The sequence below is a fragment of the Lapillicoccus sp. genome, from assembly GCF_039935575.1.
Taxonomy (GTDB): Bacteria; Actinomycetota; Actinomycetes; order Actinomycetales; family Dermatophilaceae; genus Lapillicoccus.
This window is the reverse complement of sequence record NZ_JBDTKA010000111.1, coordinates 1-25,127: the sequence shown is the minus strand read 5'-3', so window position 1 is coordinate 25,127 and position 25,127 is coordinate 1. Positions and strand designations below refer to the sequence as shown.

At 68.5% G+C, this 25,127-nt stretch carries 22 protein-coding genes; 4 read left to right on the top strand and 18 right to left on the bottom strand.

Going from position 1 to position 25,127, the window contains the following annotated elements:
- Positions 1-4: 4 nt before the first annotated feature.
- The gene (gene fdxA, locus ABI385_RS13270; protein ID WP_348104224.1) at positions 5-328 is read right to left on the bottom strand and encodes a ferredoxin; all 324 of its coding nucleotides are present in this window, start codon (positions 326-328) and stop codon (positions 5-7) included.
- Between the two features lie 128 nt (positions 329-456).
- Here fdxA and ABI385_RS13265 point away from each other — a divergent pair, with 128 nt between their 5' ends.
- Both ABI385_RS13265 and ABI385_RS13260 read left to right on the top strand, forming a co-directional pair.
- Positions 457-1,491 carry a GNAT family N-acetyltransferase gene (locus ABI385_RS13265; RefSeq protein ID WP_348104223.1) on the top strand — a complete coding sequence of 345 codons (1,035 nt, stop codon included), beginning with the start codon at positions 457-459 and terminating at the stop codon, positions 1,489-1,491.
- 290 nt (positions 1,492-1,781) lie between these two features.
- Positions 1,782-2,681: a hypothetical protein gene (locus tag ABI385_RS13260; protein WP_348104222.1), complete on the top strand. Its 900-nt coding sequence runs from the start codon at positions 1,782-1,784 to the stop codon at positions 2,679-2,681.
- Positions 2,682-2,858: 177 nt separating this feature from the next.
- Here ABI385_RS13260 and ABI385_RS13255 read toward each other — a convergent pair whose 3' ends face one another.
- The 12 genes from ABI385_RS13255 to ABI385_RS13200 form a co-directional block, all read right to left on the bottom strand.
- The gene (locus ABI385_RS13255) at positions 2,859-3,719 is read right to left on the bottom strand and encodes an AlkA N-terminal domain-containing protein (RefSeq protein ID WP_348104221.1); all 861 of its coding nucleotides are present in this window, start codon (positions 3,717-3,719) and stop codon (positions 2,859-2,861) included.
- Complete coding sequence (locus ABI385_RS13250; protein ID WP_348104220.1) at positions 3,716-4,240, bottom strand: flavin reductase family protein; 525 nt, start codon at positions 4,238-4,240, stop codon at positions 3,716-3,718. The genes ABI385_RS13255 and ABI385_RS13250 overlap by 4 nt, the downstream gene beginning before the upstream one ends.
- 94 nt (positions 4,241-4,334) lie before the next feature.
- Positions 4,335-5,216, bottom strand: a complete 882-nt coding sequence (mshB, locus tag ABI385_RS13245; RefSeq protein WP_348104219.1) for an N-acetyl-1-D-myo-inositol-2-amino-2-deoxy-alpha-D-glucopyranoside deacetylase — start codon at positions 5,214-5,216, stop codon at positions 4,335-4,337.
- Positions 5,216-6,469, bottom strand: a complete 1,254-nt coding sequence (locus ABI385_RS13240) for an ABC transporter ATP-binding protein (protein ID WP_407068275.1) — start codon at positions 6,467-6,469, stop codon at positions 5,216-5,218. The genes mshB and ABI385_RS13240 overlap by 1 nt, the downstream gene beginning before the upstream one ends.
- Before the next feature lie 16 nt (positions 6,470-6,485).
- Positions 6,486-7,580, bottom strand: coding sequence for an ABC transporter ATP-binding protein (locus tag ABI385_RS13235; protein WP_348104218.1), 1,095 nt, complete (start codon positions 7,578-7,580; stop codon positions 6,486-6,488).
- Between the two features lie 19 nt (positions 7,581-7,599).
- Positions 7,600-8,613 carry an ABC transporter permease gene (locus ABI385_RS13230; RefSeq protein WP_348104217.1) on the bottom strand — a complete coding sequence of 338 codons (1,014 nt, stop codon included), beginning with the start codon at positions 8,611-8,613 and terminating at the stop codon, positions 7,600-7,602.
- Between the two features lie 150 nt (positions 8,614-8,763).
- Positions 8,764-10,503, bottom strand: coding sequence for an ABC transporter substrate-binding protein (locus ABI385_RS13225; protein WP_348104216.1), 1,740 nt, complete (start codon positions 10,501-10,503; stop codon positions 8,764-8,766).
- Entirely contained in the window at positions 10,500-10,640 is a 141-nt protein-coding gene (locus ABI385_RS13220) for a hypothetical protein (RefSeq protein WP_348104215.1), read from the bottom strand. Before ABI385_RS13220 ends, ABI385_RS13225 begins: the two co-directional genes overlap by 4 nt.
- Positions 10,637-11,653 carry an ABC transporter permease gene (locus ABI385_RS13215; RefSeq protein WP_348104214.1) on the bottom strand — a complete coding sequence of 339 codons (1,017 nt, stop codon included), beginning with the start codon at positions 11,651-11,653 and terminating at the stop codon, positions 10,637-10,639. The genes ABI385_RS13220 and ABI385_RS13215 overlap by 4 nt, the downstream gene beginning before the upstream one ends.
- 179 nt (positions 11,654-11,832) lie before the next feature.
- A complete protein-coding gene (locus ABI385_RS13210) occupies positions 11,833-13,542 on the bottom strand; it encodes an ABC transporter substrate-binding protein (RefSeq protein WP_348104213.1) in 1,710 nt (569 codons plus the stop codon).
- A 19-nt stretch (positions 13,543-13,561) separates the two neighbouring features.
- On the bottom strand, positions 13,562-15,472 hold the full coding sequence (gene typA / locus ABI385_RS13205) for a translational GTPase TypA (RefSeq protein WP_348104212.1): 1,911 nt from the start codon (positions 15,470-15,472) through the stop codon (positions 13,562-13,564).
- A 12-nt stretch (positions 15,473-15,484) separates the two neighbouring features.
- Complete coding sequence (locus tag ABI385_RS13200; RefSeq protein WP_348104211.1) at positions 15,485-15,937, bottom strand: (deoxy)nucleoside triphosphate pyrophosphohydrolase; 453 nt, start codon at positions 15,935-15,937, stop codon at positions 15,485-15,487.
- A 73-nt stretch (positions 15,938-16,010) separates the two neighbouring features.
- Here ABI385_RS13200 and ABI385_RS13195 point away from each other — a divergent pair, with 73 nt between their 5' ends.
- Positions 16,011-16,739: a VIT family protein gene (locus tag ABI385_RS13195; RefSeq protein WP_348104210.1), complete on the top strand. Its 729-nt coding sequence runs from the start codon at positions 16,011-16,013 to the stop codon at positions 16,737-16,739.
- Positions 16,740-16,792: 53 nt separating this feature from the next.
- Here the strand turns inward: ABI385_RS13195 and argF are convergent, their stop codons facing one another.
- From argF to ABI385_RS13170, 5 genes are all read right to left on the bottom strand, one after another.
- Positions 16,793-17,794 carry an ornithine carbamoyltransferase gene (gene argF / locus ABI385_RS13190; protein ID WP_348104267.1) on the bottom strand — a complete coding sequence of 334 codons (1,002 nt, stop codon included), beginning with the start codon at positions 17,792-17,794 and terminating at the stop codon, positions 16,793-16,795.
- A 389-nt stretch (positions 17,795-18,183) separates the two neighbouring features.
- The gene (locus tag ABI385_RS13185) at positions 18,184-19,266 is read right to left on the bottom strand and encodes a response regulator transcription factor (RefSeq protein ID WP_348104209.1); all 1,083 of its coding nucleotides are present in this window, start codon (positions 19,264-19,266) and stop codon (positions 18,184-18,186) included.
- Positions 19,263-20,894 (bottom strand): hypothetical protein, encoded by a 1,632-nt coding sequence (locus ABI385_RS13180; RefSeq protein ID WP_348104208.1) that lies wholly within the window; start codon positions 20,892-20,894, stop codon positions 19,263-19,265. The genes ABI385_RS13185 and ABI385_RS13180 overlap by 4 nt, the downstream gene beginning before the upstream one ends.
- Positions 20,891-22,681, bottom strand: a complete 1,791-nt coding sequence (locus ABI385_RS13175) for a hypothetical protein (RefSeq protein ID WP_348104207.1) — start codon at positions 22,679-22,681, stop codon at positions 20,891-20,893. Before ABI385_RS13175 ends, ABI385_RS13180 begins: the two co-directional genes overlap by 4 nt.
- A gap of 68 nt (positions 22,682-22,749) precedes the next feature.
- Entirely contained in the window at positions 22,750-23,727 is a 978-nt protein-coding gene (locus tag ABI385_RS13170; protein WP_348104206.1) for a hypothetical protein, read from the bottom strand.
- Between the two features lie 239 nt (positions 23,728-23,966).
- Here ABI385_RS13170 and ABI385_RS13165 point away from each other — a divergent pair, with 239 nt between their 5' ends.
- Entirely contained in the window at positions 23,967-24,422 is a 456-nt protein-coding gene (locus tag ABI385_RS13165) for an ester cyclase (protein WP_348104205.1), read from the top strand.
- Positions 24,423-25,127 lie beyond the last annotated feature (705 nt).

The window sequence follows — 25,127 nt, the reverse complement described above, 5'->3', positions numbered from 1 at the left end:
CGGGTCACTCGTGCTCCTGCGGCGGCAGCGCCTCGATGATCGGGTGGTCCTTGGCGATGACGCCCATCTTTGCGGCTCCACCGGGACTGCCCAGGTCGTCGAAGAACTCGACGTTGGCCTTGTAGTAGTCGGCCCACTGCTCGGGGACGTCGTCCTCGTAGTAGATCGCCTCGACAGGACAGACCGGTTCGCAGGCACCACAGTCGACGCACTCGTCGGGGTGGATGTAGAGCGAGCGCTCACCTTCGTAGATGCAGTCGACCGGGCACTCGTCGATGCACGCCTTGTCCTTGAGGTCGACGCACGGTTGGGCGATGACGTAGGTCATGGAACGGTGGTCCTCCTGCCGGGCGATCGGTGTCACCACCTAGTATGCCGACTCGTCGCTGTCCGCGGCGGGCGGGGCCGCTTCGGCGGGCGTCGTCCCCCGCCTTCCCGACCCCACCTGGAGCGTCGATGAGCACCCCACCGACCGGCGGCCCGGCGGACCGCTACGGCCCTTCGCGCGGCCGCCACGTCGCTTCGGACAACCCGCTGCGGGTGGGCCAGCGGGTGGTCGTCCGACACCGCCGACCCGCCGGGTCGCATCCCCCGCTGACCGACGTCGTCGGCACGGTCGTTGCGCTCGACGACATCTCGGTGACGGTCGCCACCGTGAGAGGCGAGGTGGTGGTCGCCCGGGCCGACTTCGTCGCCGTCAAGGCGGTGCCGCCCGCTCCAGTCCGACGCGGGCGGCCGCACCAGGCGATCGGGGCCACCGACCTCGAACGCGTGATGTCCGACGGGTGGCGCGCGGTCGAGGAGGAGTGGCAGGGAGGCTGGCTGCTGCGCGCGTCCAGCGGGTTCACGCACCGCGGCAACTCGGTTCTGTCCCTGGGTGAGCCAGGCGGCACCCTCGACGCCGCGATCAGTTCGGCCGAGCGCTGGTATGCTGCCCGCGATCTTCCCCCGAAGTGGCAGTTGCCCCTCCCGGCCGGTGGCGAGGCCGCAGAGGGGGCGCTGGGCGCGCAGCTGATGAGCCGCGGTTACACCGTCCGGCTGCCCACCCTCGTCATGACCGGCGCAAGCTCCGACGTGACCGCGCTGACGGAGTCGTCCGTCCTCGTGACCGTCGACGCGAGCCTGACGATGCCCTGGCTCGAGGCATACGCGCGGCAGCGAACGATCGTGCCGGGCGTGACGGAGCAGCTGCTCACGAGCTCGGCCGGCCAGCTGTTCGCGTCGGTCACCGCCAAGGGTGGGCGCGTCGTCGCCGTCGCCAGGATGTCGGTGCACCCCGGCTGGGGCGGCCTCCAGGCACTGTGGGTCGACCCGGATCGGCGGGGCCGCGGCACGGGACGGACCCTGGTCCAGGCCCTGGCGGCCCTGGCCCGGGACAACCGGATGCCGTCGATGTTCCTCCAGGTAGAGCAGGACAACGACGCGGCCATCGCGCTGTACCGCTCGGTGGGGTTCACGACCCACCACACGTACGTCTACCTGTCGCGCTGAGGCCCACGTCTCCGCGCGGAGGCCCCACGAGCGCGCCTGTTGCGTCCGACGTTTCGGTAGCCCTGGCCGCCACTTCGTCGGACGCAACCCAACGGTCGGTGCGTTGCGTCCGACGTTTCGGTAGTCCTGGCCACCACTTTGCCGGACGCGGTCGTTTTCCACATCCCACAACGCGTTTGTCCCACAGTCCACAGCGCCGACGACGCCACCCGCGCCGCTCTCGATGAACCAGCACGATCGCCCTCATGGGTCAACGAAAAGAAGCGAGTCAGCGGCGACGCGACTCAGCCGTGTCCGAACTCGCCGATATACAGGGAGGCCTGGTCCGGGTAGCCCAGCTACGCGAGCTCGGCGTCTCGCGAGGTCGTCAGCGCGCGCAGGTGGCCGGCGGGCGCTGGTCTTGCGTGCCATACCGGGGTGTGCTCCTGGCCCACGACGACGAACAGCTTTCGCGATGGTGGTCCGCCGTCGCGGTGAGCGGGACCGATGCCGCACTGGGAGGGATCACGGCGCTGCACGCAGCAGGGTTGGAGGGGTACTGCGAGGAGCGGATGCACATCTGGGTTCGCAAGTCGTCCAGGGTCGTTCGGACCAACGGGATCGTCGTCCACGAGACGCGGCGGTGGAACGAGGTCGACGTGATGCCGGCGGGCATTCGCAGGTCGACGTCTTCGGTTGCCACCATCCAGGCGGCTTTGTGGGCGTCCACCCCCCGACAGGCGGTACTCGCTTTGGTCATGCCCGTCCAGCAGCGCATCGCCCGAGCCGCCGATGTCGCAGTCGAGCTGAGCCGCGTGAAGCGTCACCGGTACGCGGCCGTTCTTCGAGCAGCACTGGGCGATGTGATCGACGGCGCACAGTCGCTCAACGAGCTCGACTTCGCCGCGCTGTGCCGATCACACGGACTGCCGGAGCCCACTCGGCAGCTGGTGGCCCGCACGCCCGAGGGGCGGTGCTATCTCGACGTCTCGTGGGATCGGTACGGCGTGGCCCTCGAGGTCAACGGGATCGGCCACGGACGAGTGGAACAGATCCTCAAGGACAACTTCCGCGCGATCGACCTGCAGCTGCGTGGCGAGACGGTCATCGAGCTCTCGGTGCTCACGCTGAGGGCTCGGCCCGACGAAGCGATGGCCCGGGTCGGTGCCGTCCTGCGAGCACGAGGATGGTCAGGCGTACGCGATCGGTAGTGCTGCAGAGGCGCGTTGCCGCTGTTGAAGGCGCGCGTTGCGTCCGACGTTTCGGTCGCCCTGGCCACCACTTGGTCGGACGCAACCCCGAAGGCGCGCGCTGCGTCCGACGTTTCGGTCGCCCTGGCCACCACTTGGTCGGACGCAACCCCGGGCGGTGCACAAGGCGACCGCGGTTCAGCGGGCTGCGAGCGCCGCCCGCCACAGGTGCATCGTCGCCACCGACCGGTGCGGCGACCACCGGGCGGACGCCGCCAGATCGACTCCCAGCACCGCGGCGCCCTGCCGAGCCACGAGGTCGCTCGACAGTAGGACGTCGGGGTCTCGGCAGAGGCGCATGACGACGTAGTCGGCCGTCCACGGTCCGATCCCGGGCAGCGCGATCAGGCTGCGCCGCAACGCAACCGGGTCGCTGTCAGGCTCGAGGACGAGGTCTTCTCCAGCCACGGCCGCCGCGGCCCCAACCACCGCCGCCACCCGGCGCCCCGGCCCCGTCAGCACCTCTGCGCCGTGCTCGGCCACCGCCTCCGCGGTCGGCATCAGCCGCCACCCCTCGGCGGGGTCACCGACGGCCCGTCCGAGCGAAACCACCAGCCGGCCGAGGTGGGTACGCACCGCCGCCAGGGAGATCTGCTGGCCCACCATCGTGCGCAGCAGCAGCTCCCACCCGTCGACGACACCCGGGACCCGAACTCCCGGCGCCTGCGCGACCGTCACGGCCAGAGCTGGGTCGGCACCGAGGGCGAGGTCTGCGGCCCGGCCGTCACTGTCGAGGTCGAGCAGTCGCCGAACGGTGGCGATCGCCTCGGCGCGGTCGGTCTGCTGCGTCAACCGCAGCCCCACCCCGACGTCATCGCCGAGACGCAGGGACACCAGGGCCGGGCCACCGGTCAGCAGCACGGTGCGGGTGTAGCCGTCCGCGTCGTACCGTTCGACGCCTGGCACCGCGTGTGCCTCGAGGTACCAGCGCATCCAGGCCGCGTCATACGGCACCGGCAGCGTCAGACACTCGGGTACCTGCACACCCAGCCGGTTCACGAGAGAGTGTCGTACCTGCCGCGGTAGTACACGAGCGCATCTCCCGGGTGCTCGGCGAGGTCCACCGACAGGACCTCCCCCACGACGATCGTATGGTCGCCCGCCACTATCAGCTCGGTGGTTCGGCACTCGACGGTCGAGAGGACGACGTCGAGAAGGGGTACGCCGGTGCGCGGGCCGGCGTGATGGGCCACGCGGTCCAGCTGCCCATGCAGCGGTCGGCCTCGGGTGGCCAGCCAGTCGGCCGCGGGCCGAGCCGAACCGGGCAGGATGTTCACGGCCCACACGCCCGACTCGATGATCGCGTCGTGGAAGCGGGCCTCGCGCTCGACGCAGACCAACAGCAGCAGGGGTTCGAGGGACACCGAGGTCACGGCGTTGGCGGTCATCGCATGGTCGAGGCCGCCCGCTCTGGTGGTCACGATGGTCACGCCGCTCACCAGACGCCCCATGGCCTGCCGGTACTCGTCGGACGTGGGCAGCGCGAGGGACCCGAAGGAGTCCGCATCGTCGAAGGTCACGCGGCGACCTGCTCGAGCGCCGTCCCAGAGCCCACGTCGAGATCACCGTTCAGCCTCAGCCTCAGCTCGGGATAGTCATGCACGACCGTCGAGCCTAACTACGCGACATCAGCTCGTAGGCCAGGGGGCCGGTGTGCGCGCGAGCGCCCGTGAGAGGGTCGACGCGCACGAACGCCTCGCGACCGGCGAGCCGTGCGGCGACGTCGTTGGTCAGGGCGTAGTACCAGCCGTCCCAGACCCGCAGCTGGGTGCGGTGGGCGTCGAGCGCCGCGATCTGGGTGGGAACATGCACCGGGTCGTCGACCGCGTGCGTGACCACGTCGTCGTCCACCGTCGAGGCGATCAGCGGGTCGTCGGCAGCCGGGACGGCGATGCCCAGGTTCTCGGGCACGTGGTCGCGCAGCCAGGCCCGGTCCTGGGCGACCCAGGACCGCGGGGTGTGGATGTGGAAGGTGGAGGCGGGCCGCTCCTCAGGCCCGAGCTGGCGCAGCGCAGCCATGGTCACCCGGTGGGTCTGGATGTGGTCGGGGTGCTCGTACCCCCCGGTGGCGTCATAGGTGACGACGACGTCGGGCCGAAGCCGGCGCAGGTGCTCCGCCACCTGGAACCCGACCCGTTCGACGTCCGCCCGGGCGAACGCTCGCGGATGGTTCCACGACGGCATACCGGCCATCCCACTGTCTCGCCAGGTGCCGCCGCCGTCGCCCCCGTCGGCCCGCTCCTCGCCGAGCACCCCGTGCTGCACACCGAGCCGGTCCATCGCTGTGCGCAGCTCCTCGCGGCGCCACGGCCCGAGCGGGTCGCCCTCGGCGCCCTGCAGGTGGGCGAGCTCCGGCGGGACGACTTCGCCCTCCTCACCGAGCGTGCAGGTGAGGGTATGCACGTCGTCACCAATCGCGACGTGGTGCGCCATGGTGATGCCGCAGGTGAGCGTCTCGTCGTCCGGGTGTGCGTGGACGAAGAGCAGCCGGGCCATCAGATGACCTGGCGCTCCTCAGGGAAGTGGCAGGCCACCCGGTGGCCGGGTGCGACTTCGAGCGGCAGGGGTATCTCGTCGGCGCACCGCTGCTGGGCCTTCGGGCACCGGGTGCGGAAGACGCACCCGCTCGGGGGGTTCTGCGGCGAGGGGAGGTCACCCTTGAGCAGGATTCGGTTCTTCTTCGCCTCCTTCCTCGGATCGGGAGTCGGCACCGCCGAGAGTAGCGCGTGCGTGTAGGGGTGCAGTGGGTGCTCGTAGAGGGTGTCGCGCGGAGCCTCCTCCATGAGCTTACCGAGATACATCACCACGACGCGGTCGGAGATGTGACGCACGACCGAGAGGTCGTGCGCGATGAAGACGTAGGCGAGGTTCTGCTCGTCCTGGATGTCCTCCAGCAGGTTGATGACCTGCGCCTGGATGGAGACGTCGAGCGCGGAGACTGGCTCGTCGCAGACGACCAGCTGCGGCTTGAGCGCGATGGCCCGGGCCACCCCGATGCGCTGTCGCTGACCCCCGGAGAACTCGTGAGGGTAGCGGTTGTAGTGCTCCGGATTGAGGCCGACCCGCTCCATCAGGCCCTGCACTGTCTTGCGCGTCCCGCCCTCCGGGTGGATACGCTGAATATCGAACGGGGCAGCGATGATGGACCCGATGGTCTGCCGCGGGTTCAGCGATCCGTAGGGGTCCTGGAAGACCATCTGCATCTCCCGGCGCAGCCGGCGCAGATCGGGACCGCTGACCTTGGTGATGTCGTTGCCGGCGAACTCGATCGTCCCACCCGTCGGCTCCAGGAGGCGCAGCAGGGTACGCCCGGCCGTGGACTTGCCACACCCGGACTCACCCACGAGACCGACTGTCTCCCCCGGGTACAGTTCGAACGAGATCCCGTCCACGGCCTTAACCGGCGCTTCCGCTCGCCGCACCAGTGTCTGCCGCCACTGCGGGAAGTACTTCTCCAGACCGGTCAGGCGCAGCAGCGGCGTTCCTGTCCGCAACGGCGAGTCGCGAAGCTCCCCGGCCACGCTTCCGTCTTGGCGGGTGGAGGCGACGGGCCGTGTCACAGTCGCGCCACCGCCCTGCGAACCGGACACTGGAGCCGTGGGTTCTGTCAGATCCACAGAAATCTCGTTGGAGTTCTCAACGAGGCGTTCGGCCTGCTCGCCGGGTCCGCGGAACTCGTTGTTGCCCCGGTCGATCGGACCTGACTGGGGCCCGATGATCGGCCCGTCGGAGTAGGGACGGTCTGTCATGGCGTTGACTCTCTTCTCACAGCCGGGGTTTGACGACGGTCTCGAAGAGCTCCGCACGGCGCTCAGTGGGGATGTGGCACCTCGCCAGATGCCCTGGTCTTGCTTCTTCCAGGCCGGGGACGACCGTTTTGCAGGCGTCACCGGGCACCTCGGCCCGGAAGGCACAGCGCGGGTGGAACGCACAACCGGACGGCACGTTGATCAGCGAGGGAGGGTTGCCGGGCACGGGGTCCAGCCGGCTCTGCCGGACCCGGTCGAGCCGGGGCATCGACGAGAGCAGGCCCCACGCATACGGATGCTCGGGTTGGTAGAAGACGTCGTTGACCTGGCCGTGCTCGACGGCCTTCCCGGCGTACATCACCAGGATCTCGTTGGCCATCTCGGCAACTACGCCGAGGTCGTGGGTGATCATGATGATCGCCGAGCCGAACTCGGCCTGCAGATCACGCATGAGATCGAGGATCTGGGCTTGCACCGTGACGTCGAGCGCCGTGGTCGGCTCGTCGGCAATCAGTAGCGAGGGGTCGTTGGCCAGCGCCATGGCGATCATGGCGCGTTGCCTCATGCCACCAGAGAACTCGTGCGGGTACTGGTCGGCACGCTTCTTCGGGTTGGGTATCCCGACCCGGCCGAGCAGGTCGACCGTTCGTGACTTGGCCGCCGCCTTGGACATATCGCTGTGATGGACCCTGATGCCCTCGACGATCTGGGCGCCGACGGTGTAATAGGGGTGCAGCGCGGAGAGGGGATCCTGGAAGATCATCGCCATCTTGTTGCCGCGCAGCGTGCGGATCCGTTCGTTGCTCACCCCCATGAGGTCTTCCCCGTCGAGGAAGATCGAGCCGGAGGTACGCGCCCTCGTGTTGCGGTGCAGGCCGAGAATCGCCTGGCTGGTCACCGACTTCCCGGACCCGGACTCGCCGACGATTCCGATCGTCTGCCCCTTTTCCAGGTCGAAGGTCAACCCGTCGACGGCCTTGACCAGACCGTCGTCCGTGGGGAAGTGCACCTTCAGGTCGACGACCCGCAGATAGCTGCCCTGGGTATCGCCGGGCGCAGCGACCTCCTGGGCAACCTGCGTGTGCCCGCTGCGCGTTCGCAATGGCGTCATCTGGTGTTCTCCTCCACGCTCAGCTCAGGCGAACCCGAGGATCGATGACACCGTAGAGGACGTCGACGATGAGGTTGGCGACCACGATGAAGAACGACGCCACAATGACGATCCCCACGATCACCGGTAGGTCTGTGTCGGTGATGGCCCGGATGGCGGTCCAGCCCAGGCCTTGGAAGTTGAAGACCTGCTCGCTGATGATGGCGCCTCCGAGCAGACCGCCGAGGTCGAGGCCCGCGGCTGTGACGATCGGGGTCAGCGCCGCTCGCAGACCATGGCGGCGGATCACGGTGAAGTTCTTCACCCCCTTGGCGCGGGCCGTGCGGATGTAGTCCTCCGCCATCGTCTCGAGCATGTAGGCGCGCGTCAGGCGGACATAGCTGGCCATGAAGATCACGGCGAGGGTCACTGAGGGCAGGAATATCCCCTGGGCCCAGAGCAACGGGTTATCGGTCAGCGCGGTGAACTCCGGCACGGGGACGAACTGCCACTTGATGGCGACGAAGGACAGCAGGATCTGCCCGATGAAAAAGCTCGGCAACGAGAACCCGATCAGCGCGAGCCCGACGATGAGCCGGTCGGCCCACGTGCCGCGTCGCAGAGCGGCCACGATGCCACCCGCGATGCCGAACACCATCCACAGCACGAAGGCTCCGAGCGCGATCGAGGCGGTGACGGGAAGGCCGGTCTTGATGATGTCGGTGACGAACTGGTTCTTGAACCTCGAGTAGCCGAGGCAGGGGGCGGAGCAGGTGACGACGAGCTCGGGGTTGGACGCTTTGAGAGCGGGGTCGTCGGGGAAGTCGCGCGGGACGAAAAGGCCCTTGATGAAGGACGCGTACTGCACGGTGATGGGTTTGTCGAAGCCGAGGGCCTTGCGGTTGCCTTCGATGACAGCCGGCGTGCAGTTCTTCGCGCAGGTGAGCCGCGCCGGGTCCTCCGGTGAGGCGAAGAAGATGAGAAAGGTGGTGATGCTGATGACGATCAGCATGATCACCACGGAGATCAGCCGCCGGACGATGTAGAAGAACATGTGCTCGCACCAGTCGGTGCTTCACCTACCTCTCGATCAGGGGTGTGCGGCTGGTGCCGGACGGGGATTTGCCTCCCCGCCCGGCACCAGCCGACGGTCGTCCTGCGCTGAGCTACCGCACTACCTATGAGCTACCTATGAGCTACCGGACTACTTGACCGAGATGTTGGCCAGGTCGACGTAGCCACCCATGAGGGGGTTGGTCTCGAAGTTCTTGACATTCGAACCCCAGGCGAAGGTGAACTTCTGGTTGATGAGCGGGATCACGCCGCCCTTCTTGCTGATCATCTCGTCGATGTCACCCCAGGCCTTCTCACGGGCATCGGCGTCGGCGATGAGGTAGGCAGCGTCGATCGCCTTGTTGACCTCGTCGTCGTTGAAGTACCCGTAGTCCTGACCGGAGCCACCCGCGCTGATGTTGACCCGGCCGTCGAACAGCGGGGGCAGCACGGCAGATCCGGACGGCCAGTCAGCACCCCAGCCAGCCCAGAAGACGTCCCTGGTGGCATAGGCCGGGCCCTGGATCGTCGCGTAGTACTTGTCGGTGATGCCCTCGAGCGTCACGTTGAAGCCGGCCTTGTCCCAGGTCTCCTTCATCGCCGCGAACGCCTTGTCCGCGGTGGGCCGCTTCCGGTAAGCAACCGTGATGGCGACCGGGGTGGCCACGCCGGCGTCCGCCAGGACCTTCTTGGCCGCATCCGGGTCTCCGGCTGTCGGGGCGTTGAACGGGTTGAACTTCTTGAAGCACTTCAGCGTCGGGTTGCACATCGCATAGGTCGGGGTCTCGGCCTGCGAGCCGCCGTACGCGGTGACGTAGGCATCGCGGTTGGTCGACATGGCGAACGCCTGACGGACCTTCTCGTTGGACATGACCTTGGACTTGAAGTTGGGCTGGACGTAGTCCGTGTACGGGGCAGGGACGGTAGCGGACCGCTTGACCGCGTCGGGGCTGCCGGCCAGCTGTGGGAGCGTGGAGGGAGTCGCCTGGATAGCGCTGATCGCATTCTTGTCGTCGCCCGAGTTGGCGATCAGGCGCTGGAAGATCGTTTCCGTCTGCACGCCGTTGGTGTACTGAATGATGTCCGGCAGGGCCTTGCGGACCTTGTCGCTGCCGGCGTCCCAGTTCGGGTTGCGCACCCACTTGCCGCCCTTGTTGGGGTCATAGGTGCCCTCGAGCATGTACGGACCGTCGGAGAACGGCGTGAAGTCGCTCTTGTCACCCTTGTCCTGGTCCTGGCGGAAGGGGGCAACCGCAAGCAGCGCAGCCGTCTGGACGTTGAAGTCCGCCCATGGCTTGCTGAACTTGAAGGTGATGGTCTGACCGTCGCAGGTCACCGCCTTGTCGAACAGGTCCTGACCATCCTTGGTGTAAGGCCCGGCGTAGGCAGAGACGTCGTTGCCCTTGTCGTCCTTTTTGGTGGGGATGTCCAAGAAGGTGATCATGTAGTTCGGGCCGCCAGTGATGACGTCCTGGGCGAACGTTCGCGACACCCCGTACTTGAGGTCCGCGCAGGTGACCGGCTTTCCGTCCTGCCACTTCGCGGTGTCGCCGAGGGTGAACTTCCAGGTCTTGCCCTGGTCGGACATGGTGCCCATGTCGGTCGCCAGGTCGGGGACCAGCTTCGCGTCCTTACCGGGCGAGTACGTCGTCAGGGTGCGCGCGTAGGTGCGGCTGGCGAACTGGATGTCCGCGCCGATGTAGACCCGCTGTGGGTCCAGGTGCTCGGTGGGACCGAGGTTGAGCATGGTCAAGGTCCCGCCCTTGGCCCCTTCAGCAGCCGAGCTCGGCGAGGTGGTCGAGCCGCCGCCGCTGCTGCTGCACGCAGCCGCAGTAACAGCCACAACGGCGCCGAGAGCGACGGCTGTCGCCCCCTTCTTCGTGCGCATCATGCGTTCTCCTTGTATGCACTGACCACCACGAGCAACGCGGCAGTGATTCCCGCAGCGATTGCTGCGGAGGTGACGACGTAGCCGGGTTCGGCGACGTCGGGCTGGGGGGCTGACCGGGATGCCTGGACGCTGATCATGAACGACCCGACTTGGGGTCGAGGGCGTCGCGCAGGCCGTCACCGAGCAGGTTGAAGGCCAGCACCAGGATGACAACGGTGAGGCCCGGGAAGAGGAAGTAGGCAGGGTCGGCCAAGGCGTAGCTGACCGAGTCGTTGAGGATCGCGCCCAGGGACGCGGTCGGCGGGTTGATCCCGACACCAAGGAAACCCAGGGCCGCCTCGGCCGAGATGAACTGAGGCATGATCAGCGTCGTGTAGACCAGGATGGGCGCCCAGAGGTGCGGTAGCAGCTCCTTGACATAGATCCGTCCGCGACGGGCGCCGAGCGACCGGGCCGCCTCGACGAACTCGCGTTCTCGCAGCGACAGCACCTGACCACGGATGATGCGGGCGAAGAACGGCCACCCGAAGAAGCCAAGTACGATGATCATGAAGGCGATCTTGGGGCCCGGCGCGCTGTCCGCCTGTCCCATGACGACCGCGATGCGGTGCACGAGGACGGCCTGCAGCGACAGCAGCATCAAGGTGCTGGGAAAACTGAGGACGAGGTCCATGAAGCGGCTGAGGATCGTGTCGACAACCCCGCCGCTGAAGCCGGAGATCAACCCTATCGCCGTGCCGAGGATGATCGCGAACAACGTGGCGAGGACGGCCACCAACAGTGACGTCGTCATTCCCGTGATGATCCGGGAGAACAGGTCGCGTCCGGTTCCCGGCTCGACACCGAGCGGGTGGGACCCGCTCATCCCGCCAGCGAAACCACCAGGGATCGAGCCCAGGTCCTGCACGAGGTCGGGGTGCTGGTCGTCGGGCTTGAGAAGACCCCACCGCACGAGCAGAGGGGAGATGGCTCCGACGACGAGAAACAGGATCGACAGCACGAGCGCGATCATCGTCACCTTGTCGCGCCGCAGCCGCGCCCCGAAGATCTGCCACGGTGAACGCCCCTTGATGGCCACCGCGCCATCCGTGGCCGAGAGGTCGAGGGGAACCCCCTCGATGAGGTCCTCTTGACCGGGGGCAACCGTCATACGTCGACCAACCTCACCTGAGTGTGGAGTGGGACGGTCCCGCACCGTGCCCGAACGTCGAAACCATAGACCAGCGGCGCCAGTGCGTGGACGCGGTATCGGATACGTCGCCGGATCGTGACCGAAGCATCTCTGTCCTGAGACATCTCTGTGAAAAGTCTCTCGGTCTTGAACCCGGTTCAGTCCCCGCCGTGCTCGACCTGGATGGCGGCGAGGTCGACGCGGCCGCCGAGCAGCACGTTGTCCTGATACGCGTCCACGCCGGACCCGTGCACGAGCACCCGCTGGCGGGCCGCGAGCGGCAGGACGTCGCCGGCGGCCACCAGCCGCATGTCGAGCGCGGACCAGGCCGTGTTGCGGGCGACCAGGTCCGGCGTCCCTGCGGCGGCCGCCGCCTCGGCGACGAGCGCGGGGTCCGGACCGCGACCGGGTGCCGCGTCTCGCGTGACCATCTCCGGCAACACGGCTCCACCGCTCGGCCACGCGGCACTCAGACTGGTCCAGGTGAGGTCGTAGCTGCTCGTCCCTGTAGCTGCGGGTGTGACTCCAGCCCCCACTGGGACGAGTGAGACGACGAAGCCGGCCTTGGCCCACGTCGTGGCGAGCGCGCGTACGGCCCGGTCGGTGGCTCCCGACGCGGGATAGGCGACCCGCAAAGGGACTGGGAGGGTCAGCCCGGCTGCCTGCAGCACGGACTTCGCGGCTGCGGCGTCGGGGGAGGTCGGCACGTCGACCGAACCGTCTTCGGCCCGTCCCGGGACGCTGCGCGGGAGCGCGGAGGTGACCGGCTGCATGGCCGACCCGTCGGCGGCGACATAGGCCTGCCGGTCGGTCGACAGGGCCAGCGCCCGGCGTACCTGGGGGTTCGAGCCCACCGGAGACGCAGGGTTGGGCAGCAGCGCGTCCACCTCTCCGGAGTCGGGTCGCGTGGTCCGGGCGGCGAGGCTCGGCTCCTCGAGCTGCGGGTAGACCGCCGGTGGCACCTCCACCCAGGTGACCGCCGTATGCGCGTCTCCGGTGTCGTCGACGATCTGCTGCACGACGGACGTGCCGGCGGGCAGGACCTCGACCTCGATGACGTCCGGCCAGGCCAACCGGACCGGGTCGTCGCGGCCGACCCACTTGCGGTTGCGCACGAACCGGCCCCCCTCCCCCGGGTGCCAGACGCCTTCGAGCATGTACGGCCCGTTGGAGAACACCGAAAAGCGGTCCGAGCGGTCGGTGTCCTGGTCCTTGCGCACCGGACCGAAGGCGGGCAGCGAGACGATCTCGTCGAAGTCGTACCGAGGGCTGTTGAGGTGGAACGTGATCTGTTGAGCGGTGCAGGTGACCGCCTTGTCGTAGAGGTCCTGGCCGACCCCCGACCAGGGACCCTGGTATGCCGATACGCGGGTCCCGTCGGACGCGGTCGTCGCAGAGATGTCGAGCAGCTGGACGGCCTGCGTCGAACCACCCGTCATCCGGTCCCTGGCAAAGCTGCGGGACACCCCGTACTTCACGTCGGCACAGGTGACGAACCGCCCGTCCTGCCAGGTGGCGTCCGAAACGATGGGGAAGGACCAGGTGCGCCCGTCGTCCTGAACTGTCCCGGTGGTCGTCGCCAGGTCTCCGACGAGTCCTGGGAGGAACCCCACCCCGGCCGGGGCGTGGGTCGTCAGGGTGCGCAGGTAGGTGCGGATCGCGAACGAGCCCTCGGGGCCAGAGCCGATGCGTTGTGGGTCCCAGGCGCCCACGTCCTGGTCCAGCAGCAGGTGGAGGGTCCCGCCGCGCGCCGTGGGCGAGGTGGAGGCCAGCTGTTTGGTGGAGCACCCGGTGAGAAAGAAGCTGACGCAGAGCAGGAGAGCGGTGGCGGCCGCCCCATCCGCTCGCAGAGCTCTGGACCGCGACATCAGAGCCAACCCGGCGCGCTCAGACTCGCGCGGCCAGCTCGGACTTCGCCGCCGACCGCGCCCGGGCGGCTGTGCGCGCACGCTCGGTGGCGTCCAGGACGACCTTGCGGATCCGCACCGCCTCGGGCGTGACCTCGACGCACTCGTCCTCCCGGCAGAACTCCAGCGACTGCTCGAGGCTGAGGTTGCGCGGCGGCACGATCTTCTCGAAGTTGTCCGAGGAGGAGGCACGCACGTTGGTGAGCTTCTTCTCCTTGGTGATGTTGACGTCCATATCGTCGGCCCGGGAGTTCTCGCCCACGATCATGCCCTCGTAGACCTCGGTCGTCGGCTCGGTGAACAACGTGCCGCGCTCCTGGAGGTTGACCATCGCGTAGGCGGTCACCACCCCCTTGCGGTCGGACACGAGCGAGCCGCTGGTCCGGGTGGTGATGGCGCCGTACCAGGGCTCGTAGTCCTCGAAGACGTGGTGGGCGATGCCGGTCCCCCTTGTCTCGGTGAGGAACTCGGTGCGGAAGCCGATCAGCCCGCGAGACGGCACGAGGAACTCCATCCGGATCCAACCGGTGCCGTGGTTGGTCATCTGCTCCAATCGACCCTTGCGGGCCGCGAGGATCTGGGTGATCGGCCCGAGGAACTCCTCCGGGGTGTCGATGGTGAGGCGCTCGACTGGCTCCTCGACCTTGCCGTCGACCTCCCGGGTGACCACCTGCGGCTTGCCGACGGTCAGCTCGTGGCCCTCGCGGCGCATCTGCTCCACGAGGATCGCGAGGGCCAGCTCCCCGCGCCCCTGGACCTCCCAGGTGTCGGGGCGCTCGGTCGTGAGGATCCTCAAGGACACGTTGCCGACGAGCTCGCGGTCGAGCCGGTCCTTGACCATCCTGGCCGTGACCTTGGCACCGCGGACGCGACCGACCATGGGGCTGGTGTTGGTGCCGATCGTCATCGAGATGGCCGGCTCGTCCACGGTGATCAGCGGCAGCGGGACCGGGTTGTCGGCGTCGGCCAGGGTCTCGCCGATGGTGATCTCCGGGATACCGGCGACCGCGATGATGTCGCCGGGACCGGCGCTCTCGGCCGGCTTGCGCTCCAGGGCCTCGGTCATCAGCAGCTCGGTGATCTTGACCTTCTGCTGGCTGCCGTCGTGACGGCACCAGGTGACCTGCTGGCCCTTGGAGATCGTGCCGTTGAACACCCGCAGCAGCGCGAGGCGGCCGAGGAAGTTGGAGGAGTCGAGGTTGGTGACGTGCGCCTGCAGGGGGAGCTCGTCGTCGTAGACCGGCGCCGGGATGGTGTCGAGGATGGTCGAGAAAAGCAATTCGAGATCAGGCTGGTCCGGCATCTCGCCGTTCTCCGGGCGGTTCGTCGACGCACGGCCGGCCCTGGCGGACGTGTAGACGATGGGAAACTCGATCTGGTGCTCGTCGGCGTCGAGGTCGAGGAAGAGCTCATAGGTCTCGTCGACGACCTCGGCGATGCGGGAGTCGGGACGGTCGACCTTGTTGATGCACAGGATCACCGGCAGGTGCGCCGCGAGCGCCTTGCGCAGGACGAAACGAGTCTGGGGCAGCGGCCCCTCGGACGCGTCCACGAGTAGCACGACCCCGTCGACCATGGAGAGCCCGCGCTCGACCTCGCCACCGAAGTCGGCGTGGCCGGGGGTGTCGATGATGTTGATCGTCACGCCACTGGCGAGACCCGCGTCGGCCGCCGCCTTGCCCTGGTAGTGGACGGCGGTGTTCTTCGCGAGGATCGTGATGCCCTTTTCACGCTCGAGGTCACCGGAGTCCATGGCGCGTTCGTCGACGTGCTGGTGCTCGCCGAACGCCCCCGACTGCCACAGCATCTTGTCGACCAGGGTGGTCTTGCCGTGGTCGACGTGCGCGATGATGGCGACGTTCCTGATGTCGTCGCGAGTGCGTGGAGCCATGCCCTAATTCTCTCAGGGTTTCGGGCGGTCCCCGACCATCCGGCGCTCCAGCAGACGCACGATCGGCAGGTCCGCGGCGAGCCAGCCGACGGCATACAGGTCGCCGGCCTGCAGCCAACGCAGCTCGTCGTGGTCCTCGAGGGGCCGTGGTGTGCCCTCCGTCACCACGGCGAACCAGATGTCCATGCGGTAGCGGTCGCCGAGCGGCCAGCTCCCGTCGTCGCTCTCGGCCGGGATCGGGTCGCCGAGCACCACCGTCACCCCGAGCTCCTCGTGGATCTCGCGGTGCAGTGCGTCCACGCGGGTCTCGCCCGGGTCGACCTTGCCGCCGGGGAACTCCCACCCGCCCGCGAGCGTCGGCGGTTCGGTGCGCCTCGCGGCGAGCAGCCGGATCGGGTGCGCAAGGTCGTCGACGATCGCCGCCGCCACCACGCGTACCGGCCGCGGCTCGGGTTCGAAAGGCACGCCTTGCACCGTATGCGGTTTGGTGAGCCTGTCCTTCGATGACAATCCCCCGTCGGACCGCCACAGTGAGGTCATGGACGGCGACACCCCCGACCTCGCGGAGATCGCGGCGCAGCACGAGCCCCATGGCGACTCGGGCGCTCGGCTGAACTGGCTTCGTGCCGGTGTGCTCGGCGCGAACGACGGCGTCGTCTCCACAGCGGGCGTGATCGTGGGCGTGGCCGGCGCGACCACCGCCCCTGGGGCCATCTTGACAGCGGGCATCGCCGCCCTCGTCGCCGGCGCCCTGAGCATGGGAGTCGGCGAGTACGTCTCCGTGAGCACCCAGCGCGACACCGAGAAGGCGCTGCTCGACAAGGAGCGCCGGGAGCTCGCCGAGACACCGGAGCTCGAGCTGGCCGAGCTCGCCGGGTTCTACCGCAACAGAGGTCTCGACCCGGAGCTGGCCCACGAGGTGGCGGTGCAGCTGAGCGCCAAGGACGCGCTCGCCGCACACGCCGAGATCGAGCTGCAGATCGACCCCGACAACCTGACCAGCCCGTGGCATGCGGCCTTCGCCTCGACGGGGTCCTTCTTCGTCGGCGCGCTCTTACCGCTTGTCGCCGCCCTGATCAGCTCGCCGAGCTGGCATGTGCCGGTGATCGTCCTCTTCGTGGTCATCGCGCTGACGCTCACCGGCCTGCTCAGCGCTCGGCTCGGAGGGACGACACCCGGACGACAGGTGGCGCGCAACGTCGCCGGCGGGATGCTCGCCATGGTCGTGACCTACGCCATCGGCGCACTGGTAGGCACCCAGCTCTGAGGTACGCCCGTTCCGCGGGCCTCGACAACCTCACATGTGGGCGTTGCGACGGGTCAGTCGGCGAGGGTCGCCACGAGGACCGCCTTGATGCTGTGCAGCCGGTTCTCGGCCTGGTCGAAGACGATCGATGCTGGGCCCTCGAAGGCCTCGTCGGTCACCTCCAGCGCCGTGAGCCCGTGCGCCGCATACACGTCGCGGCCGATTTGGGTGCCGAGGTCGTGGTAGGCAGGCAGGCAGTGCATGAACCGCACATCCGGGTTTCCCGTGCGGCGCAACAGCTCCGCGTTGACCTGGTATGCCGACAGCTGGGTGATGCGTTCGGCCCAAACCTGCTTGGGCTCCCCCATCGAGACCCAGACGTCGGTGTGGACGAAGTCGACCCCCTGCACACCGGAGTCGATATCGTCGGTGACGCTCACCCGGGCCCCGGTCGTGGCCGCGACGGCGCGCGCCTCGGCGACCACCTCCGGTCGCGGCTGCAGCGCCGCCGGGGCGACGATCCGCACGTCCATGCCCATCAGCGCTCCGAGCGCGAGCAGCGAGTTGCCCACGTTGAACCGGGCGTCCCCCACGTAGGCGAAGGAGATCTCCGGTGCGAGTTTCCCGCAGTGCTCGACCATCGTCGCGGCGTCGCAGAGCGCCTGGGTCGGGTGCCAGTCGTCGGTGAGACCGTTCCAGACCGGCACCCCGGCATACGCGGCGAGGGTGTCCACCGTCGACTGGTCGGCCCCGCGGTACTCGATGCCGTCATAGAACCGGCCGAGGACGCGCGCCGTGTCGGCGATCGACTCCTTGTGCCCCATCTGGCTACCCGACGGGTCGAGGACCGTGACGTGGGCACCCTGGTCGTAGGCGGCCACCTCGAAGGCGCATCGGGTCCGGGTCGACGTCTTCTCGAAGATCAGCACGATCGACCTGCCCACCAGCCGCTGCTCCTCGCGGCGCTCCCGCTTGGCTGCCTTGAGGTCCAGGGTCAGGTCGACCAGGTGGGCCCATTCCGGTGGGGTGAAGTCCAGCTCCCTTAGGAACGACCGGCCGCGGAGAGCGATGGAGATGGCGGTGTCGGTCACGTCGCCCATGCTAGAAGGTCCACGCCTGACGCCCCGAAGTCACGGCGTTGTCACAATTTCGCAATATCTGCGGCGTGTTGCGCCAATCCTCGCGCGCTGCGGCGACGTATCACCTCAGACTGAAGTTGCTCCTTTGAACTGAAGACGCGAACTGGAGTGCTTCACCCGAAAACTTTGGCGGTTGGCCCGTTGTGGTACGTGAACCGCCACCACGCCCGGTCCCGGTGGGACCGGGCTTTTCGGTGTCCCGGGCGCCGTCTCGGTGATGGTGCGCGCTGACCGTGGAAGTCGTCAGCACTGGGTGCTACACCACTGTGAACCCGTTAGACATTGAGGCGGAACGTTCACACGCACTTGGGAGCGTGAGATGCGGCTCAGGACTGGTCAAGCCACCGGATGACCGCCTGGACGCGGCGATTGCCGGCCGGGTCCTCCCAGAGGTCGAGCTTGGTCATGATGGAGCGAACGTGGGACTCCACCGTGCGCGCCGACAGGGTGAGCCGGTCGGCGATCGCGCTGTTGGACAGCCCCTGTGCCATGAGCTCCAGGACGGACCGTTCCCGGTCGGCGAGGGCAGCGAGCTGGTCGCAGTTGCGGTGGCGGGCCAGGAGCTCGTCGGTAATGAGCGGGTCGATGACCGTCCCACCGGCGGCCACCGCCCGGGCGGCGTCGAGGAACTCGTCCAGTGCTGTGACCCTCTCCTTGAGCAGGTACCCCAGGCCCGAGGTCTGTTCGGTCAGCAGGTTGGCGGCGGCGCTGGCCCGCACCGACTGACTGAGCACGAGCACGGCCAGCCCTGGTTGCTCGGTCCGCAGCAACGACGCCGCGCGCAGTCCCTCGTCGCCCTGCTCGGGTGGCATCCGGACGTCGGTGATGAGCAGGCGCGGGCGCGTGGCCCGCACGGTGGCCAGCACCGAGTCGTAGTCACCGGCCTCACCGACGACGCTGAATCCGTCGTCGCGCAGCAGGCTGACCAGTCCGGCACGGATGAGCGCCACGTCTTCCGCGACGACGACCGTGATGGGCGCGGCATCGGCGTTCCGCGGCCACCTGATGGCATGGACCAGCTGAGCGGGCTCCCCGATCGACGTGGCCAGATCGTCCGACCAGTGGGCAGGGGTCGGCGCTGGCAGGAGCATCCGGACGACCTCGGTGGCCAGGATGTCCCCCGGGTGCCCGCGCTCGGCGAGCGCGCGAACCAGCCCGACACACGCGGGTTCTGGGGCATCGGCCCGGTAGGTCACCTCGGCCACGTGGAGCGCGAGCGATGTCGCGGGCTGGTCCTGCTCGGCCTGCTGCCAGTCGATGGCCGTCGCCACGGCGTCCGCCGTCCCGGTGAACAGGGCCAGCCCGGCCCGGTGCGGGAACCGACCGCCGTGCTCCTCGACCCGCGCGCGTACAGCCGGTGTCGGCCCGGGAGCGACGCGTGGCCAGGCCAGCAGGGTCGTCGTCGTCATGGGTGGTCCGGCCCGGCTCCGAGGGGGACGCGGATGATCCAGCGACCGTCCTGGCTTGACACCGTGCCACCGAGGGCCGTCACGCGGTCACGCACGTCAGCAGCGGGCGCGGGGCCGGTGGAGATCACCAGACACGGTCCATCGTCACCCATCGTCTCCTCGACCGTCGAGGCCGGGTCAGCCTGCGCTGCCAGATAGGTCGTCATCTCGATGACCGGAGCGTAGCGACGATCCGGCACCAGGTGGCCGCCCAGCGAAGCGCGCAGCCCACCGGTCGCCAGGGACGCGGAAAGAACCCCGTGCGAGAGGGCTCTCACCTCGGCGGCGACAGCGGTGAGCCGCGCCACGACGTCCGCAACGGGCGTACCACGCGCCAGGGCATGTGCGATCGAGTCGAGCTCGGCCAACGGGCCGTTCACGAGCGTCGTGCGCAGGTCCGATCGCGGTTCGTCCGAGGCGACGAGCAGCCGCTCCGCCAGTATCCGGGCCTGTTCGAGGTCGCTGGCGGCGGATGCCCGCAGGCGCTCGGTCTCCATGATGAGCCCCGCGCCGGTCGCAATGAGCTCGACGGCGTCGGGGTGAGCGGTGCTGGCTGCGTCCTGGTCGATGAGTCCGATGACTCGCGATCCGCGGACGATGACCGTGGTGGCGCGGTCGACGATTCCGGTCTCGCGAGAGGCCCGTCTACCGGCGGCGCTCACCCAGCTCTGCGCGCCGTCGACCGGATAGCGGACCCGGATCGACGGGTCGGCGAGCGCCCGTGAGAGGTACTGCTCAACGTCGATGGTCGTCGTGCGGGGGGCGGGAGTGCCGGACGGTGACGTCGGTATGCGAACGGTCAGGTCGATCCAGCCGATGCCAGCGGCGAGAGCCCCGACCAGGAAGGCGGGCAGGATGACGAAGAGCGTTGCGTCGAGGCCGTCGGACAGGTCGCGTGTCGGTGAACCCACGGTGCTGGCGACCCCCCAGACCTCGCTGGCGGTGAGGGTGAGTGCCCAACAGGCGACGGGCCACATGATGGGGCGCGCCGCGACTCTCGAGGCTCGTGGCATCCGGCGGATCACGGAGGTGCCGGCGAGCACGAGCGGTCCCGTGCACACCAGTGCTGCTTGAACGACGAGCAGGACCGTCGTCGGACCTCCAACGGGGCCGGGCGACGTCGTGAACCACTGCGCGGTCGGGACGGACCCTCCGAGGACCAGTACGAGGACCAGCACGACCCCGAGCGATGCCGATGCCCAGAAGCAGCGGGACACGAGGCGCACGGCGCGCGGGGGGAAGGTCAGTGCGGAGTAGCGGGATACGACGACCGCTGGCAGTGGCGCCGTCAGAAGAGCGGTGCAGCCGGCGATCGGTGCCACCGGCCCGAGGTCCGTGGTGCGGCAGGCGGCGAGCATCGTGGCGAGTACGGTGAGGCCGAGCAGCAGACCGATGGGCTCATCGGGATGCCGGACCACCAGGGCCGTGGCCAGCGCGGGGGCGGCGAGAGCGCACAGGGATAGGAAGACCGCTTGCCCACCGTCGATCCGGTCGATGCCGACGCGCGTGACGATCCCGGACCAGCCTGCACTGACGGCCATGACGGCGCCGACCCACAGCGCTGCTACTTCGAGGCGTCGGCGAATCATGCCGTGACCGCCGCGGGATCGGTCGACCGACGCATATGGATGTCCAGCACCGTGCCGCCAAGGGGTGGGCTCGTTACGCGGACGGAGCCGTCGACGGCAGCCAACCGGCTCGCGATGCTGGGAGGCACGTCGGCGACATCACCGATGCCGTCATCGCTGACGCGCAGGTCTGCGTCCCCCGCGTAGATGCCCAGGTGTACCCGGATCAAGCCCGCCCCGGAGTGCTTGACCGCGTTCGTGATCGCCTCGCCGGCGGCGAGGTAGAGGGTCAGCGCGAGTGGGTCATCGGCCGGCAGGTCACCATCGGCGTCAACGAGGACGGGGATCGGGCAGACCGCGGCGAGGGCGTGCAGCGCGCCGGCGAGCCCGTCCGCCAGTGCCGCTGGTGTGGCCCGGTCCACGAGGGCGAGGATCTCGCGACGCACCCCAGCGATCTGATCGATGAGTGTGTCCGCCCCGGGCGCACGACGTCGGACCGACAGCCCCGCCACCAGCGCGAGCCCGACGAGCAGCTGCTGAGCCCCGTCATGGAGGTCGCGCTCCAGCTGGCGTCGGCCGCTGTCGGTTGCCGCAACCAGCTCACGAGAACGGGACCGTACCTCGGCTCGCCGCGCGTCCGCGAATGCGGTGGCCCGCTCGTTGGCTGACCGCGCGGCGATGAGACTGACCGCCAGGTCGGCGAGTAACGGCGACAGCGGTGTTGACGCGGCGACCTCCAGCGCGGCCGTCGTCGAACCCGTCTCGTCCAGGACGGGCAGGAGTCGGCGGCTGGCGGCGGCCTCGGGCAAGGTGACGCCCGCCGCATCGATCCAGGTGCCGTCCGGGCGCCGGTAGCGGACCAGCGCCGTCGGATCGCCGGTAATGGCCGCTGCAGCCGCGGAAGGAGTGATGACGGCCGGTGCGGACCGCAGATCCACCTCGCGGTGCTGACGACCCATGGAGACGGCTCGGCGTCGACGACGCGCCCCGACCAGCACCCCGAGCGCGACGAACCCGATCATGAAGTAGCCGCCGAGGAGTGTGAGGAACGGCCACACGGTCAGGGCGGGACCGTAGCGGAGCAGGGCGCCGAAAACCTGGAAGCCGAGGTGCACGATGAGCAGCGAACCGCAGATGAGCACGCCGGACGTCGTGATGGGCGTGATCAGCGGCCGGACGGCGGGAGGCACGGCCCGGCGCCGGCGCACCAGGACGACCAGGACGATGGCGGCCGGAAGAGCCTGGGTGGCCAGTGCCTGGACGGGGTCGAGGACGTGCCACACCGTCGGGATGGCGAAGAGGGCCTCGAACGGGCCTGGCCAGTCCGCGGATGGGTTCGGTTGCCGGCTGAAGACTTTCACCACGAGGACGAGCACGGCGCCGGCCACGGTCCACCAGGTCACGATGCGCACGAGGCGTCGGCTCGGGCGCCCGGTTGGCCAGCTGAGGACGATGACGGCGACGAGGGGCTCGGTGAGGAAGGAGACCCACGTGAGGTCGTTGGCCCAGCGCGATCCCGGCCAGCAGTAGCCGATGAGGAAGAGCCAGTCCGACGCGGCCGCCAGGTAGAGCAGGCGGCCGGTCGGGTTGGCCGGAGCGCGCCACCACCACCACCAGCCGACACCAAGTCCGAGAGCCCCGCCGACCATACGCACGATGACGAGGGCTGCGTCGTAGCCCTCCCAGGTGGCGCCGCGCATCCAGTTTCGCTCGATGAGAACGGTTCCGGTGACGATCAGGGCGACTGCGACGACCGCCAGTGCGGGGAGCAGGGCGGGGTTCCGGCGGGTGTCCAGAAGACGACGCATACCTGCACCTCCTTCTGCTTCGGACGTCTCGTGTGTGCTGGTGCGTCCCGGAAGCGCGGTGCGGGTGGTCACGGGACGGTGATCATTGCCGTGGCGGAGGTGCGGAGGGCGTCGGTGATCTCGAGACGGTAGCGCCCCGGGAGGCCCGTGGGCACCGGTACGCACATCAGCTCGTTCGCGGTGGACTGGTCGGTGTGCCAGACCCTGAGGGGCGGGGTGATGACCGCTGCCGTCGTGCCGTCGGGGGCGGTGATGCTCAGCTGCTCGATGGTGTTGCCGCCCGCGACCACCGACCCGGCGCCTGCCGTCCCGTTCACGGCGATGACCGAGGTCGACTTCGCCGACGGGATGAAGGCCGTCAACGTTGGGACACCCGAGCACGACCACGGCAGCAGCTGAGCCGAGGTGATCTCGTAATAGGCGTGACCGGGAGTCGTCAGCCGAACGGGCGGCGTCAGCGTGACGGGGCTCTCGCCCGACCCGGACGCGCCCGCCCGGAGCGGGATGAGCCACTGGTGGTTCGCCGACTTACCGAGCACGAGGACCGCGTTGCCCAGTGAGGCTCTGGACGGGGCCGCGAAGGAAAGGGTCGAGGTGGCCGTGGTTCCGGCGACGACCTGAGCATTGGGGGTCACCAGCTGGATCGGGACCAGCCCGGACCCGTCTCCTGGGTCGATGCTGATCTCCTGGTCGACCTGGCCGAGCCGCTGGTCGACCTGAGAGGTGTTCGTCAGCGTGACCCCGACGGTGATGAGGTTGGACCTCGGGTCGAGGCTCGCCACCTTCACCGTCACCTTGAACCCGGCGAGCCAACCGGTCGCGTCGAGAGTGACCGACTGCGCGATCGCCGCTGCTGTGCTGGACGACGACGGGGTGACTCCAGGCATCGGGGTCGGGATCTGCTGACTGGCCGGGGACGGCACGCCGACTGCGATGGTGGAGGTCCCCGCAGGCGTCGCACCGGATCCGCCGCCGCACCCGGTGAGCGATCCGGCGGCGACCAGGCCCATGCTGACGAAGGCGATGCGCTGCAGGTTCGTTGTCATACCAACGAAACTAGGGATCGGTCGTTCCCCGAACCTGAGCGCTGGCACTGAACATTTTCCAGACTCGGCCCATGCGACGGGGGGGTGGCACTGACCGTGTCGGGCAGGGCACGTCGGCGGGTTGAGCGGCAGATGACGAACTTCTGTTACCTGGCCATTGCCTCCGATAGCGTTCGAGGCCCGTCCGAACGGGGACACCGCGTCCCTCTTGCTCGCCCATCCATGGAAAAGGTGACTGTATGAGTCTGAGCACCGAATCCGCTTCGGAGATCCGCAACCCACAGGCCGTTGTCGAGGAGTATTTCGCCCGCCTTCATCGACGGGAGGAAGCGGCCTTCGACCTGGTGGCCGAGGATTTCATTCAACATGCTGCGGCGCCTCAGGGCCGGGCAGGAATGCGGCAGATCGCGCTCGTTCTCGACCACGACCTCGGGAATCCGGACATCCGCATCCACCACGTGGTCGCCTCTGGAGATCTGGTGTCGGTCCACCTTGATCTGGTCGGGACCCACGCCGCGTCGACTTCTCCGCTGTTGAGTGCTGTTCCGGCAACCGGCAAGCCGATCGTCTGGACCTTTATGCACCTGTTCCGGGTCAGCAACGGGGTGATTGCCGAGCATTGGGCCTGTCGTGACGACCTCGGCCTACTGGTGCAGCTAGGCGCGTTTCCGACACCCAACCAGTCGTCACCCTGAACTGCCGAGGCTTGTTATGGCTCAGTGTCTGACCTGGGGCTTTAGACGTTGAAGCGGAACGTTGACATGCACTCCGACCCACGGCTGTTCTTTGCCCCAAATGGACTCTGAACTGCGGAAACAGTGTGGGGTCGACCCGAGTGCGCTGCGGTCAGTTGCGGTCTATTCTCGTGCTGGTCTGGGCAGATTGAGGGCAGCGATCCTCCCTGCCGGCCTCTCGGAGACGTCACAAAGCTGGCCGGACTACCCCGAGCTCCACCTGCCGCCGCACAGCGCGGATCAGTCAGCGTCGACGTGCCCCACTCCGCCCAGATAGGGCGCGCGTCTCGAAGGTGCTCCAGACCGCCTCGTGAGAGCCACTCACCCCGACCCGGCGACCGCCCCCCTCATGCTGATGTGCGGGCGCGGGCTATCGGCTCCCGTTCTGTTGTCAACCGGTCGCTTCGAGGGTTCTGCCGCGGTCGGCCAGGGACCAGCACCAGCCACCAAGCTCGCGGGCGATGGTGGTCGCAAGCACAGGATCCCTAACGCCCTCTATGGCAAGTTGCTACCCGGGCCAACAGTCTGCTGGTGTTGACCCTGGAGCTGGCCCGGGGGGCACTGCGGGGGTCTCAGGAATCAGGGCGGTCGCCATGCCCTCGCACATCGACACTCCGGCTCGGTCGCGACGCCTGGTCCGGTTGGTCAGGTCCGGGTGGTCAGGTC

Excerpts from the sequence above, each read along its gene's own strand:
- ABI385_RS13165 (WP_348104205.1), top strand. The coding sequence starts at position 23,967 with ATGAGTCTGAGCACCGAATCCGCTTCGGAGATCCGCAACCCACAGGCC.
- ABI385_RS13185 (WP_348104209.1), bottom strand. The coding sequence starts at position 19,266 with ATGACGACGACGACCCTGCTGGCCTGGCCACGCGTCGCTCCCGGGCCG.
- ABI385_RS13170 (WP_348104206.1), bottom strand. The coding sequence starts at position 23,727 with ATGACAACGAACCTGCAGCGCATCGCCTTCGTCAGCATGGGCCTGGTC.
- ABI385_RS13195 (WP_348104210.1), top strand. The coding sequence starts at position 16,011 with ATGGACGGCGACACCCCCGACCTCGCGGAGATCGCGGCGCAGCACGAG.
- fdxA (WP_348104224.1), bottom strand. The coding sequence starts at position 328 with ATGACCTACGTCATCGCCCAACCGTGCGTCGACCTCAAGGACAAGGCG.
- typA (WP_348104212.1), bottom strand. The coding sequence starts at position 15,472 with ATGGCTCCACGCACTCGCGACGACATCAGGAACGTCGCCATCATCGCG.
- ABI385_RS13175 (WP_348104207.1), bottom strand. The coding sequence starts at position 22,681 with ATGCGTCGTCTTCTGGACACCCGCCGGAACCCCGCCCTGCTCCCCGCA.
- ABI385_RS13230 (WP_348104217.1), bottom strand. The coding sequence starts at position 8,613 with ATGTTCTTCTACATCGTCCGGCGGCTGATCTCCGTGGTGATCATGCTG.
- ABI385_RS13220 (WP_348104215.1), bottom strand. The coding sequence starts at position 10,640 with ATGATCAGCGTCCAGGCATCCCGGTCAGCCCCCCAGCCCGACGTCGCC.
- ABI385_RS13210 (WP_348104213.1), bottom strand. The coding sequence starts at position 13,542 with ATGTCGCGGTCCAGAGCTCTGCGAGCGGATGGGGCGGCCGCCACCGCT.
- ABI385_RS13240 (WP_407068275.1), bottom strand. The coding sequence starts at position 6,469 with ATGACAGACCGTCCCTACTCCGACGGGCCGATCATCGGGCCCCAGTCA.
- ABI385_RS13215 (WP_348104214.1), bottom strand. The coding sequence starts at position 11,653 with ATGACGGTTGCCCCCGGTCAAGAGGACCTCATCGAGGGGGTTCCCCTC.
- ABI385_RS13235 (WP_348104218.1), bottom strand. The coding sequence starts at position 7,580 with ATGACGCCATTGCGAACGCGCAGCGGGCACACGCAGGTTGCCCAGGAG.
- mshB (WP_348104219.1), bottom strand. The coding sequence starts at position 5,216 with ATGGCCCGGCTGCTCTTCGTCCACGCACACCCGGACGACGAGACGCTC.
- ABI385_RS13265 (WP_348104223.1), top strand. The coding sequence starts at position 457 with ATGAGCACCCCACCGACCGGCGGCCCGGCGGACCGCTACGGCCCTTCG.
- ABI385_RS13225 (WP_348104216.1), bottom strand. The coding sequence starts at position 10,503 with ATGATGCGCACGAAGAAGGGGGCGACAGCCGTCGCTCTCGGCGCCGTT.
- ABI385_RS13180 (WP_348104208.1), bottom strand. The coding sequence starts at position 20,894 with ATGATTCGCCGACGCCTCGAAGTAGCAGCGCTGTGGGTCGGCGCCGTC.